The organism is Ruegeria sp. BC2, from assembly GCF_056539245.1.
The window spans coordinates 314,465-326,798 of sequence record NZ_JBQFUQ010000004.1 but is presented as its reverse complement, the minus strand read 5'-3'; the positions used below and the strand labels follow the sequence as shown (position 1 = coordinate 326,798).

Below are 12,334 nucleotides of genomic sequence, written 5' to 3'. Positions count from 1 at the left end.
GTCAAGGCCCCGACCAATCCACCCCTTCGGCTTTTTCAATCTTCAGTCTTCCGTTTGGCCACGGGACACAAAGGCTTGCCGCTTGCCTGTCCGATCCGTTCAGCCAGGTCCGGACGTCTTCGGGCCGCAACAGGACACCCATGCGGTGGTGGATCGGCCGCAGATCATCGTTCGGCTCGCAGGTCACAGCAGCGAACTGATCGACATGCTGACCACCGGGCGCGATCCATCTGTCCGTAATCGCGGCAAACAACAAGGGGATTCCGTCGGCGGATTCAATCCGCCACGCGGTTTTGCGGCGCTTTTCGCCGGTCCACTCGTACCAGCCATCAACCGGAACAACCGCGCGACCGACACCTAGAAAAGCAGATTTGTCAAAAACCGTTTCCGACCGCGCATTGATGATCGTTTCCATGACCGGTCGCCCCCGGGCATTGACGCGCCCTACGGGGATCATGCCCCACCGCATGGGCCCGACGCCTTCAGCAGTCAGAACGATCACTTCCTGACCGGGTTGTATGTTCTGGCGCGGCTGTTCATCCGGCCAAGCAGTTTCTCGACCCAGGAATTCGGAAATCTGGGAAAACGGCCGCGTCAGAAAGAACCGCCCGGGCACGGTTTACTGCCGCTGTTTTGCGGCGGCGATCAGATCAAGGGCAGCAGGTCCAAGATCATCCACGATCAGCGCAACGCCGCGCGCATTGGGGTGGATCCCGTCTGGTTGCATGTAGGTCTGCACGGCTCCGGGGTCGCCACCCGCCTGCAACCCGGAAAAAAAGCTGGGGGCGTAAAGTGTGCCGAACTGGGTGGCCAGATCCGGATACATCGCATCAAACGCCTGTTTGTAGTCCGCGCCATAATTGCCCGGGGCCTGCATGCCGATCAGCAGAACCGGAACCTTGGCCGTTTGCGCCTCGGTCAGAATTTTTTCCAGATTCGACTTCGAGACCGCCGGGTCGATCCCACGAAGAACGTCGTTTCCGCCCAGCGCCACGATCATCCCGTCCACCTCTGGTGTCAGGGTCCAGCCCACACGCGCCGCACCACCGGCCGTTGTGTCCCCGGAAACACCGGCGTTGATTATCTTCACCTCCACGCCTTGCGCATCCAGCCACCGGTTCAGTTGAGGGACGAACCCATCCTCCTCGACAAGGCCGTAGCCTTGAGTCAGCGAGTCTCCGAGAGCGGCCAGGACCACCGGCTCGGCTGTGGCAGCAATGCCGCAGAGCGACAACAGCCCCGCCGCCAGAGCCTTGCGCAAATTCCTGACCGCTCCATATCCCAAATGACTGCCCCTTTCGGAAAGACTGATGACTGAACCCGTTCTGACACTCCAAAATGCCGCTTTGTCGCTGGATGGCAATGCAGGACCCGTTGAAATCTTGCGGGACATCAATCTGACCGTCAAAGAGGGAGAGACGCTGGGCCTCGTCGGCCCATCCGGTTCGGGTAAATCCTCGCTGTTGATGCTGATGGGCGGGCTGGAGCAGACGACCGCAGGTCGCATCACCGCACTGGGACAAGACCTGACCTCGATGAGTGAGGATGCGCTTGCCCGCTTTCGCCGTGACGCGATGGGCGTCGTTTTCCAGAATTTCCATCTGATCCCGACCATGACGGCACTTGAAAACGTAGCCACCCCGCTGGAACTAGCCGGTCACCGCGATGCCTTCGATCGGGCCGAGGCCGAATTGGCGGCAGTGGGACTTTCGCATCGGCGCGATCACTACCCGGCGCAACTGTCGGGCGGCGAACAACAGCGGGTCGCGCTGGCCCGCGCTTCGGCCCCGAGGCCTCGGATCCTATTGGCGGACGAACCGACCGGCAATCTGGATGAGACGAATGGCGCGGCTATCGTTGATTTGCTGTTCGGCCTGCGCGACCGGCACGGGGCGACGCTGGTTCTCGTCACACACAGCCACTCGCTGGCCCGCAGATGCGACCGGGTTGTCCGATTGCGCGACGGCCGCATCACCGAAGAGGCCAGCCAAGAGGCAGCGGAATGAGCTTGCGCCTGGCGACGCGCCTGGCCCGACGTGAACTCAGGGGCGGCTTACGCGGTTTTCGGGTTTTTCTGGCCTGTCTGACCCTGGGGGTTGCCGCCATTGCAGCGGTTGGATCGGTGCGGCAAGCAATCATGACCGGCCTTGCGCAAGAGGGGGCAGCCTTGCTGGGCGGCGATGCCCAGATCGAGTTGACCTACCGCTTCGCGAACGAAGCAGAAACCGCATGGATGGAGCAAAACGCGGATCGCGTGTCCGAAGTTGTCGATTTCCGCTCGATGGCCGTGACCCGCAGCGACGCACCGCAACGCGGACTTACTCAGGTCAAGGCCATCGATGACGACTATCCTCTGATCGGTACCGTCCAACTGGACTCCGAAATCTCACTGTCCGAGGCGTTGGACGGAAATGCCACCCTTCCCGGGGCAGTAATGGACCCGGTTCTGATCGAGCGTCTGGGGCTGGACATCGGCGACAGTCTTGCACTGGGCACGCAGGACTTTGTGCTGTCCGCCGCCCTGATATCCGAACCCGACGCGGCCGGAGATGGGTTCACCTTGGGCCCGCGCACATTGGTTCGCACAACCGATCTGAAAAACTCGGGCCTATTGCAGCCCGGCACGCTGTTTTCGACCAAATACCGTATGGACCTGCCGATCGGAGCCGACCTCACAGAACTCTCAGAACAGGCAGAGAGCGTTCTGCAGGGTTCGGGACTGCGCTGGACCGATGCGCGCAACGGCGCACCCGGAATTGCCGAATTCGTTTCGCGCCTCGGCGCGTTCCTGGTGCTGGTGGGCCTCTCGGGTCTGGCTGTGGGCGGCATCGGCGTGTCCGCGGCCGTACGCGCCTATCTCGCCCGAAAGACCGAAACCATCGCCACATTGCGCACCCTGGGCGCTGACCGCGCCACGATCTTTCAGACCTATCTGATCCAGATCGGCGTCCTTTCGGTTGTCGGGATCGCCGCCGGTGTAGCCCTTGGCGGGCTGGCCCCGATTCTCCTCGCGCCTCTGATCGAAAGCCGGCTTCCCGTACCGGCCGTTTTTTCTGTCTACCCGCAACCGCTGTTCGAGGCGGCATTGTATGGCCTGCTGACCGCCTTGCTGTTCACCCTGTGGCCGCTTGCCCGGGCGGAGGACGTCCGGGCAGCGACCCTGTTCCGCGATGCGCTGAGCAGTGCCCGCAGGCTGCCCCGCGCCGCTTACCTGTTGGCGACGGGCCTGGCCCTGGCGACACTGATCGCAACCGCCGCTTGGTTCAGCGGCTCCCCGTGGCTGACCCTCTGGACCGGAGGTGGATTTGTCGGCGCATTGGTGCTGTTGGCGCTGTCGGCCCAAGGCATCCGCTATGTGGCAAAAAGGGCCGCCACACGCGCCCGTGGCCGCCCGGCGTTGCGTTGGGCACTTGCCGCAATTTCCGACCCCCGTGAAGGTGCCGCATCGGTGGTCCTGTCTCTGGGATTGGGCCTGTCGGTTCTGGCTGCGGTCGGACAGATCGACGGCACTCTGCGCAATGCGATATCCGGGAACCTGCCGGACGTGGCGCCGTCGTACTTTTTCGTGGACATTCAAAAAGACCAGATGCCCGGCTTCAGCAGCCGGCTTGAAAACGACCCCGGTGTCACACGCGTAGAAAGCGCACCAATGCTGCGCGGAATCATCTCGCAGATCAACGGCCAGCCCGCACATCAGGTTGCGGGCGATCATTGGGTTCTGGAGGGCGATCGCGGCGTGACCTATTCGGACAATGCGCCACAAAACGCCCGCATCACCGCCGGGGAATGGTGGCCAGAGGACTATTCAGGCCCGCCTCAGATCAGCTTTGCGGCGGAAGAGGCCGAGGAAATGGGTCTCAAGCTTGGTGACGAACTGACGGTAAATATTCTCGGGCGTGATATCACCGCGACCATAACATCGCTGCGCGAGGTGGATTTCTCGAACGCGGGCATGGGTTTCATCATGTCGATGAATCCGTCCGCACTGGCCGGCGCGCCTCATAGCTTCATTGCAACGGTTTACGCCGAGGAAGAGGCCGAGGCAGCCATTCTTCAAGACCTTGCGACCCAGTTCCCCAACATCACCGCGATCCGGGTTCGGGACGCGATCGACCGTGTCTCGGGCCTGCTTGCCGGTTTGGCCTCGGCCACCTCCTACGGCGCCGGTGTCTCTTTGCTGACCGGTTTTCTGGTCCTGATCGGCGCAGCGGCCGCGGGAGAGCCCGCACGTCGCTACGAGGCCGCAATCCTCAAGACGATCGGCGCAGATCGCCGACGGATACTTCTCAGCTTTGGCTTGCGCTCGGCGCTTCTGGGTGCGGCCGCCGGCTGCGTGGCGCTGCTGGCCGGCATCCTTGGCGGCTGGGCGGTGGCGACATTCATTTTCGATACCAGCTTTGTGGTGATATGGCCTTCGGCATTGGGTATCGTCGCTGCCGGGCTGGCCGTCACGCTGCTGGCAGGGCTGTTCTTCGCCCTCCGCCCCCTATCCGTCAGCCCAGCCCGCGTCCTGCGGGCCAGCGATTGAATTCAACGCACGCAGGTAACGGGTTGCAGAATTTTCAGCAGCGGATCGTTGTCACAAACCAAAGCATCCAACGATATTTCATCCAGCGACGCAAAGAAGACCTCGGCCGCGTCCTGCAGCGCCAGACGCAGGCGGCAGGCATCGGTCAACGGACAGGTGTTGTCGGCATCCGCAAAACACTCGGCGATCGGCAAACTGCCCTCGACATGGCGAAAGACGGATCCGATCCGGATCTGGTCCGCCGGCCGCCCCAGAGTCATTCCACCGTTGCGACCGCGCTGCGTGCTCAGATACCCCAGCTGACCCAGCTGGTTGATGACTTGCGCCAGATGGTTTTCCGAGATGTTGCAGACATCCGCAATCTCGGATTTCGTCACGAGCCGATCCGGATGTGCAGCGCAATACATCAACAGCCGCACGGCGATATTTGTTCGTTTGGTGATCCGCATCAGATCCTCCCCCCGAATTTCAAGATGCAGCCTTATTGCACAGACCGCAAAAAAACGGTTTGACATACATCAATCGTCAAGAAGGACAGCACGCGACATGGCAGAGCCCTATTTCTTTGGCTACGGCAGCCTCGTAAACCTTGCCACGCATGACTTTCCCGACCCGCGCCCGGCGCGACTCAAGGGCTGGCGCCGGGCGTGGCGGCATACCGATCTGCGCCCGGTCGCCTTCTTGACCGCGGTGCCGGATCCCGCCTGCGAGATCGACGGCATGATCGCACATGTCCCCAAAAACGACTGGGCGGCACTGGATGAACGGGAGTGGGCCTATGATCGGATCCCCGCCACCCACGCCATAACTCATTCTCTGAAGACAGAGGTCGAGATTGCGGTCTATGCGGTTCCGGAACAGCACCGCAAGGACCCGACGCACAGCCACCCGGTTTTGCTCAGCTATATAGACGTTGTGGTGCAGGGGTATTTGCGCGCATTCGGCTTGCCGGGTGTCGAGCGTTTCTTCGCCACGACCGACGGGTGGGACGCGCCGATCCTGAATGACCGGAACGCGCCGCGTTATCCGCGCCACCAACAGCTTCACCCCGACGAAACAGCCTTGGTCGATGAGCACCTGTCCCGGGTTTCGGCCCGGATCGTTCAAACCGCGTGAAAAAGGCGGGCGCCTGCAGCACCCGCCTCTGGTTCTTGTTCAGATCGAAGGCGACACCGCTCCGCGGTGTCTTATTTTTGCGCCCGCACGACCTGCAGCAACGGCAGAAAGGTCGCCATCTCGGGGCCACGCTCCATTCCGGTCAGCGCCTTGCGCAACGGCATGAACAGGCCCTTGCCCTTGCGGCCGGTCGCTTCCTTCACGGCCGCGGTCCACTTGCCCCAGGTCTCGCCGTCAAACGGCCCCTCGGGCAGCAGTTCCATCGCCTGCGCGACGAATTCGCGGTCTTCGTCGTCGATCAGCGGCTCGGCCCCGTCGCGGCACAGCTCCCACCAGCCCTTCAAATCGTTCAGCGTGGTGATGTTCTCGCGCGCCATCATCCAGAACGGCTCGGCCAGTTCATCGGGTACACCGGCCGCGGCCACCGCGTCGGCAACCTTCTCGAGCGGCAGCGTCTGCAGATACCGGGCCGTCAGCGGGAACAGATCCTGCAAGTCGAACTTGGTTGGCGCCGACCCGAACCGGGTCACGTCGAAACCTTCGATCAACTCGGCCATGTCGCTGCGCAGTTCGACCGGGTCGGACGAGCCCAACCGCGCCATCAGGCTCAACAGCGCCATAGGCTGCACACCCTGCTCGCGCAGATCGCGCAGCGCCAGCGTTCCAAGACGCTTGGACAGCGCCTCACCCTGCGGGCCGGTCAGCAACGAGTGATGGGCAAAACGCGGAACGGTTCCGCCCAGCGCCTTGATGATCTGAATCTGGGTCGCTGTGTTGGTGACGTGGTCGGCGCCGCGCACCACGTCGGTCACGCCCATCTCGGTGTCGTCCACGACCGAGGCCAGCGTATACAGCACCTGCCCGTCGCCACGGATCAGCACCGGATCCGATACCGAGGCCGCGTCGATCGACACGTCACCCAGAATGCCGTCCGTCCACTCGATGCGCTCATGATCCAGCTTGAACCGCCATACACCGTTGCCACGTTCGGCTCGCAGCGCCTCTTTCTCGGCCTCCGACAGGTTCAGGGCGGCCCGATCATAAACCGGCGGCTTGCCCATGTTCAGCTGCTTCTTGCGCTTGAGGTCCAGCTCGGTCGGGGTCTCAAAGGCTTCGTAGAACCTGCCGATCTCGCGCAGCTTGCCGGCGGCTTCCGCATAGCGGTCCAGCCGGTCCGACTGCCGCTCCACCCGGTCCCAGTGCAGACCCAGCCACTCGAGATCCTGCTTGATCGCATCAACATATTCTTCCTTCGACCGTTCGGGGTCGGTGTCGTCGATACGCAGAATGAACGTGCCGCCGGCCTTGCGGGCGATCAGATAGTTCATCAGCGCGGTGCGCAGGTTGCCCACATGAATATAACCGGTGGGCGAAGGGGCGAAACGGGTGGTTGTCATGGATGTCTCCTGTTGGCGCGGCTCATGTCACATGAGCGCGTTTTTGTCCAGAAGGCGGTGCGAATGCTTGCCGTTTACTCGGACTTGATCGGCCAACGTGATGACAGGTCATCCAACCCTGCGCGGATCAATTCGGCCAACACGTCCTCGTCAATGTCCGACAGCTTGTTCACGTACAGACATGATTTGCCGGTCTTGTGCTTGCCCAAGCGCGCCAGAATACTGCCGAAATCGGAGTAGCCCGGCATGATATAGATCGAAAACGCGGCCTTGCGTGGGGAAAACCCGGTGGCAAGAAATGTGCCTTCCCGCCCGGACTTGTAGCGGTAGCCATATCGCCCGTATCCAACGATGGATGGCCCCCACATGACCGGCCGAAACCCGGTGACGGTTTCAAACAGGGTGTTCAGCCTCTGCGCATCCGCAGCGCGCGCGGCCGGCAGGATCGCCGCCAAGAATTCCTGGACGCTTTGATCCGTCGGAACGGTTTTGTTTCCTGAGCGGGACATGAACAAGATTTAACATGCGATCGGCCAACGCGCAGCCCATATGGTAGAGTGGAAAGTGGCAATTATCCGAAAGCGTTCTAATTCGTCGCACGTAATCTGACAGGGAGACTTTGAAATGACCATGAAACTGACCCGCCGGGCCGCGTTGGGCACGGCCGCTGCGCTACCTTTTGCATCTATCGCGACACAGTCACTGGCTGCCGGGGCCGAAACCAAGGCCAACTCGACCGTCGCCCGCAGCTTTCAACTGGGCGATTTCACGGTCACGACCCTGCTGGATGGCAGCCTGCCGCGAGACGGCGCCCAAGAGATTTTCGGCGGTGGCGCGTCAGACGAGGAGTTTGCCAAGGTATCGGCCGACAATTTCATCTCGCCCGACATCGCCCAGTTCTTCTTCACGCCAACGCTCGTCAATACCGGATCCGAACTGATCCTGTTTGACACGGGATTGGGCCAAGGCGGTATCCAGAAGGCTCTGGCCGATGCGGGCGTTGGCCCTGAGGCGATCAACGTCGTCGTCCTGACCCACATGCACCCCGACCACATTGGCGGCATGACGACCAACGATGCCGCGACCTTTCCGAACGCACGCTATGTGACCGCCGCGGCCGAGTATGACTTCTGGTCAGCACAGGAGGCCGGCAACCGCGTCGGCGATCTTGTGGCAGCCAAGGTCACTCCGATGGCTGAAAAGATGTCGTTCATCGAAGACGGTGGCGAGGTCGCATCCGGCGTGACCGCCATGGCGGCCTTCGGGCATACGCCCGGCCATATGGTCTATCATCTCGAAAGCAACGGTCAGCGGCTGATCCTGACCGCCGATCTTGCCAATCACTATGTCTGGTCCTTCGCGCATCCGGAATGGGAAGTCCGGTTTGACATGGACAAGGCAGCGGCCACCGCATCGCGTCGGAACGTGTTGGGTATGCTGGCCGCGGACAAGGTCCCGATGATCGGGTACCACATGCCTTTCCCGGCCGCCGGCTATGTCGAGCCGCGCGGCGGAGGCTTCCGATTTGTGCCTGTCAGCTATCAGATGATGGGCTGATCAATACCCCGGGTCCGGCCGTACTTTCGTACCGTCCGAAAACCGCGACAGTCGAAAGGCGGCCGGGTCCACACAAGGCGCTGTGTTCGTCACCAGATCGGCCACCAGGCGGCCGGCCCCGGGCCCTATGCCAAATCCATGTCCCGAAAATCCGGTTGCGATCACCAGTCCCGGGATTTCCTGCACGTTTGAGATGACCGGGATTGCATCCGGGGTCACATCGATCATCCCTGCCCAGCTCTGCACGATTTCGGCACCAACCAGTGCCGGAAGCGCCTGACGGGCCTTGGCCCATGACTTGCGGAGCGCCCTTTGCGACGGCTCGGGGTCCAGTATCCGACAGAGTTCGAACGGGGTTACGTCGGTGGGCGCCCATGACCGGCGCTGACGCGCCTCAATGGTCCAGCGGTGCGACAGGCGGAATCTGAGCGATTTCCATTCCTGCGCGAATGCCGGCAGGAATTTCGCGGCCAACCGAAAACTGTCAGGAACGATATCCACCGTGTTTTCATGGCCCGAGGCGATCGTGTACCCGCCGTCGGCGCGTTTGCGAATGGCAAAATCATCCGACCACAGAGCTGTTTCCGGACCCGGCTCCACAGGCGAGGTCCGCAGAACCGTGTTCAGCACCTTCAGCTGTGGCAGGGCGATTCCTTCGTTACCGGCAAACAACCGAGACCAAGCCCCCCCGGCCAGAACCACTTGATCGCAAGCGACCCGCCCCCGTTCCGTGTAAACCCCGGCAACACGACCAGCTTTCAGGTCGAGACAGCGTACCGCGCAATTTGTCATGATGACCGCGCCTTGGTCACGCGCCGCCTCGGCCAACGCCGGAGCAACCCATTGTGGCTCAGCCCGTCCGTCCTGCGGCGTGAAAAGCGCGGCCTTCAACTTGGTCTGGAGGCCGGGCATGTTCTGTTCCAACTCGGATCCGGAAACCATGCGCGCTCCGGTCTGGTAGCCCTCGAGGTTTCGCAACCAGCGCTCCATATCAGCTGCGGACCGGTCGGTCCGCGCACCGAACAGAATGCCGGATTGCACATAGCCGGTTTTGCGTCCGATCCGCTCATCAAGCGATTGCCAGATCCTGAGCGACTCGGTCATCAACGGTATTTCGCGCGGGTCGCGCAGCCCCAGGCGAACCCAGCCCCAGTTCCTGGAACTCTGTTCAGCGCCGACCTGGCCCTTTTCACACAAGAGGACGGAATTGCCACGTTCCGCCAGTTCCAGCGCAGTTGAGACACCGATAATCCCTCCGCCGACGATCACGACGTCAACGGATTTGGGCAGGCAAAGATCGGATTCAACAGGGTTGGGCTTGGGGCCGGGCATCAACGGATCTTGTTAGTCAGACACGAGCTTCATCGAGCCTTGGCAAACGTCATCCGGCAATCCTGAATAAAGGAAAAAGCATCACTTTGTTCGGCTGTGTGGCGTCGATGCAAACGCCACAATGCAATTAGACCGGCACCCGGTTCAGGCCGCGCCCGAGAACTCGGCCCATTTCTGACGCAACAAAGCTGCGACACCCGAGTTTTGGGTCCTTGTCTCGGTCTCTTCGGGTTGAAGCTCGGGCAATTCCGGGTGTTTGGCTGAGAACTCCTCGGACGGTTCCTCGCTCTCTGCGTCAGCCTCGGCCAACACACCGGCGATTGCCGCTTCCAGACGCGCCTCATCCAATTCGCGCGCCGGCGTCTCCATTGTCTTGTACCTCAACGGCGCATGCAGCGGTTTGTCATATCCATCAACCATCGGACCACCTAAACCTTATAACCGGCACCCCACCACGGATGCGTCACCAGAAAACTTGGTCTTCAACTGCGCTTCGGCCGACAGATCAATGCCCGGCCCCAGCGTGCCGATCTTTCAAAATATGTGGCAAGATCGGTCCTAAACTATGGCAAAAAAATGTCCAAAAAACAAGGATGCGGCCAAGCGCTGTCAGCAATTCCGCCCCACCTGCAGAACAGTTAGTATGAAACCCCCCTCATTGCCGCCCATTTGTAAACAAACACCCGGACCCGAGCACGGGGCGCTCAGCCGCAGTTTCCGTCAGCTCGGATCGCGCCAACGATTCACGATCGGATAGCGCCGGTCCAACCAGAAGGCCCGAGGTGTCAGGCGCGTGCCCGGCGCGGACTGAAAGCGTTTGTATTCGCTGATATAGATCAGGTGCTCGACCCGGCGGGCATCAGCCTCGTTGTACCCGGCCGCCACACAATCCGCGATCGAGCCATCCTGATCAACCAAGATGTCGAGAATGCCGTCCAGGACCGGGTAATCGGGAAGGCTGTCGCTGTCCTTCTGATCCTCGCGCAGCTCGGCACTGGGTGGTTTGTCGATGACCGAGGGGCGAATGACCTCGCCGGCCGGTCCTTTCATCCAGTCGCGGTGATTGGCATTGCGCCAGCGGCAGGTTTCGAACACCCGGGTCTTGTACAGATCCTTGATCGGGTTGTAGCCGCCATTCATGTCGCCATAGATCGTGGCATACCCGACCGCCACTTCGGATTTGTTGCCGGTGGTCAGCAGCATCTCGCCAAACTTGTTGGACATCGCCATCAACAGCAGACCGCGCAGACGGGACTGGATGTTCTCCTCGGTAATGTCGGCCTGAAGACCGTCAAACAGCGGCGCCAGGGTCTCGGTGACGGCGGCGCGGGACTGGCTGATCGGAACATAGTCGTAGCGCACACCCAGCGCCTTGGCGACGGCTTCGGCATCCTCCAGCGACCCGGCGCTGGTGTATTCCGACGGCAGCATCACGCAACGCACATTTTCGGCCCCGAGAGCGTCAACCGCGATGGCCGCAACAAGCGCGGAATCGACCCCTCCGGACAGTCCCAGCAGTGCTTTGGAAAATCCGGTCTTGCCCATATAGTCGCGCAACGCCTGCACCATGGCGCGATAGTCCTGCTCCCACGCGTCAGGCTGCTCGGCGATTTCGGCGGGGACGATGGCCCATCCTTCATCACCGCGCCGCAGATCGATCTGCATCACCGCCTCGTCGAAGACTGGCATTCGAAAGGCCAGTTCGCCGCCGGGATTCAGGCCAAATGTCCCGCCATCGAAAACCTGATCATCCTGCCCGCCCACCATGTTGAGGTAGATCACCGGCAGCCCGGTTTCGACCACACGGGCCACCATCTGGTTCAGGCGCACATCGTGCTTGTCGCGGAAATAGGGTGATCCGTTGGGGATCAGAAGAAACTCGGCGCCCGTCTCCTGCAACGTCTCGGCAACATCCTCGTGCCAACCATCCTCGCAGATCGGACTGCCGATGCGTGTGTTGCCCACCGCATAGGGGCCACCCAACGGCCCGGCGTCGAACAACCGAACCTCGTCGAACACAGTTTCGTTGGGCAAATGGTGTTTCAACACCTTGCTGACGATCCGCCCCCGGCTGAGGATCAGATAGGCGTTGTAGAGATTGCCACCTTCGACCCAAGGCCCACCAATGGCCATCGCCGGTCCATCCGCGCAGGATTCCGCCAACTGCTGCACAGCCGCCATGGCAGCCATGTGAAACGACGGCTTCAGAACCAGGTCCTGAGTGTTGTAACCGGTGACGAACATCTCTGGCAGAGCCACCAGATCGGCCCCCGCAGCGCGGCCCTGCTCCCATGCGGAACGGGCTTTTGCGGCGTTGCCTGCAATGTCGCCCACCGTCGGGTTCAGCTGCGCCAGCGTGATGCGGAAATGGTCGGCCATCTTTGCCCTCTTGCCCTCGTCACCT

The 12,334-nt window shown here is 61.6% G+C and carries 12 protein-coding genes; 4 read left to right on the top strand and 8 right to left on the bottom strand.

Translation table 11 applies throughout. The annotated features are described in order from the left end of the window. Position 1: 1 nt before the first annotated feature. Both ACR0CU_RS16675 and ACR0CU_RS16670 read right to left on the bottom strand, forming a co-directional pair. Complete coding sequence (locus tag ACR0CU_RS16675) at positions 2–616, bottom strand: SOS response-associated peptidase (RefSeq protein ID WP_170526039.1); 615 nt, start codon at positions 614–616, stop codon at positions 2–4. A gap of 3 nt (positions 617–619) precedes the next feature. Continuing rightward, complete coding sequence (locus ACR0CU_RS16670; protein ID WP_254437622.1) at positions 620–1,261, bottom strand: arylesterase; 642 nt, start codon at positions 1,259–1,261, stop codon at positions 620–622. Between the two features lie 49 nt (positions 1,262–1,310). Here ACR0CU_RS16670 and ACR0CU_RS16665 point away from each other — a divergent pair, with 49 nt between their 5' ends. After that, a complete protein-coding gene (locus ACR0CU_RS16665) occupies positions 1,311–2,006 on the top strand; it encodes an ABC transporter ATP-binding protein (protein WP_170448400.1) in 696 nt (231 codons plus the stop codon). Beyond that, positions 2,003–4,528 carry an ABC transporter permease gene (locus ACR0CU_RS16660; RefSeq protein ID WP_170448402.1) on the top strand — a complete coding sequence of 842 codons (2,526 nt, stop codon included), beginning with the start codon at positions 2,003–2,005 and terminating at the stop codon, positions 4,526–4,528. The genes ACR0CU_RS16665 and ACR0CU_RS16660 overlap by 4 nt, the downstream gene beginning before the upstream one ends. A gap of 2 nt (positions 4,529–4,530) precedes the next feature. Here ACR0CU_RS16660 and ACR0CU_RS16655 read toward each other — a convergent pair whose 3' ends face one another. Further along, positions 4,531–4,977, bottom strand: coding sequence for an RrF2 family transcriptional regulator (locus ACR0CU_RS16655; protein WP_170360231.1), 447 nt, complete (start codon positions 4,975–4,977; stop codon positions 4,531–4,533). A gap of 97 nt (positions 4,978–5,074) precedes the next feature. Here ACR0CU_RS16655 and ACR0CU_RS16650 point away from each other — a divergent pair, with 97 nt between their 5' ends. Then, on the top strand, positions 5,075–5,644 hold the full coding sequence (locus ACR0CU_RS16650) for a gamma-glutamylcyclotransferase family protein (RefSeq protein WP_170448404.1): 570 nt from the start codon (positions 5,075–5,077) through the stop codon (positions 5,642–5,644). A 71-nt stretch (positions 5,645–5,715) separates the two neighbouring features. Here the strand turns inward: ACR0CU_RS16650 and gltX are convergent, their stop codons facing one another. Next, complete coding sequence (gene gltX, locus ACR0CU_RS16645) at positions 5,716–7,041, bottom strand: glutamate--tRNA ligase (protein ID WP_170448406.1); 1,326 nt, start codon at positions 7,039–7,041, stop codon at positions 5,716–5,718. Between the two features lie 74 nt (positions 7,042–7,115). Continuing rightward, positions 7,116–7,550, bottom strand: coding sequence for a DUF1801 domain-containing protein (locus ACR0CU_RS16640; protein WP_170448408.1), 435 nt, complete (start codon positions 7,548–7,550; stop codon positions 7,116–7,118). Positions 7,551–7,665: 115 nt separating this feature from the next. Here ACR0CU_RS16640 and ACR0CU_RS16635 point away from each other — a divergent pair, with 115 nt between their 5' ends. Further along, complete coding sequence (locus ACR0CU_RS16635; protein ID WP_170448410.1) at positions 7,666–8,598, top strand: MBL fold metallo-hydrolase; 933 nt, start codon at positions 7,666–7,668, stop codon at positions 8,596–8,598. Here the strand turns inward: ACR0CU_RS16635 and ACR0CU_RS16630 are convergent, their stop codons facing one another. The 3 genes from ACR0CU_RS16630 to ACR0CU_RS16620 form a co-directional block, all read right to left on the bottom strand. After that, positions 8,599–9,930, bottom strand: a complete 1,332-nt coding sequence (locus tag ACR0CU_RS16630) for an NAD(P)/FAD-dependent oxidoreductase (protein WP_170448412.1) — start codon at positions 9,928–9,930, stop codon at positions 8,599–8,601. A 144-nt stretch (positions 9,931–10,074) separates the two neighbouring features. Then, complete coding sequence (locus tag ACR0CU_RS16625; protein ID WP_170448415.1) at positions 10,075–10,350, bottom strand: hypothetical protein; 276 nt, start codon at positions 10,348–10,350, stop codon at positions 10,075–10,077. Between the two features lie 300 nt (positions 10,351–10,650). Then, a complete protein-coding gene (locus ACR0CU_RS16620; RefSeq protein WP_480643467.1) occupies positions 10,651–12,309 on the bottom strand; it encodes an NAD+ synthase in 1,659 nt (552 codons plus the stop codon). Between the last annotated feature and the right edge of the window lie 25 nt (positions 12,310–12,334).

Bases quoted from the DNA above. Each gene is read 5' to 3' on its own strand.
- ACR0CU_RS16665 (WP_170448400.1), top strand. From the start codon at position 1,311: ATGACTGAACCCGTTCTGACACTCCAAAATGCCGCTTTGTCGCTGGAT.
- ACR0CU_RS16660 (WP_170448402.1), top strand. From the start codon at position 2,003: ATGAGCTTGCGCCTGGCGACGCGCCTGGCCCGACGTGAACTCAGGGGC.
- ACR0CU_RS16655 (WP_170360231.1), bottom strand. From the start codon at position 4,977: ATGCGGATCACCAAACGAACAAATATCGCCGTGCGGCTGTTGATGTAT.
- ACR0CU_RS16650 (WP_170448404.1), top strand. From the start codon at position 5,075: ATGGCAGAGCCCTATTTCTTTGGCTACGGCAGCCTCGTAAACCTTGCC.
- gltX (WP_170448406.1), bottom strand. From the start codon at position 7,041: ATGACAACCACCCGTTTCGCCCCTTCGCCCACCGGTTATATTCATGTG.
- ACR0CU_RS16640 (WP_170448408.1), bottom strand. From the start codon at position 7,550: ATGTCCCGCTCAGGAAACAAAACCGTTCCGACGGATCAAAGCGTCCAG.
- ACR0CU_RS16635 (WP_170448410.1), top strand. From the start codon at position 7,666: ATGACCATGAAACTGACCCGCCGGGCCGCGTTGGGCACGGCCGCTGCG.
- ACR0CU_RS16630 (WP_170448412.1), bottom strand. From the start codon at position 9,930: ATGCCCGGCCCCAAGCCCAACCCTGTTGAATCCGATCTTTGCCTGCCC.
- ACR0CU_RS16625 (WP_170448415.1), bottom strand. From the start codon at position 10,350: ATGGTTGATGGATATGACAAACCGCTGCATGCGCCGTTGAGGTACAAG.
- ACR0CU_RS16620 (WP_480643467.1), bottom strand. From the start codon at position 12,309: ATGGCCGACCATTTCCGCATCACGCTGGCGCAGCTGAACCCGACGGTG.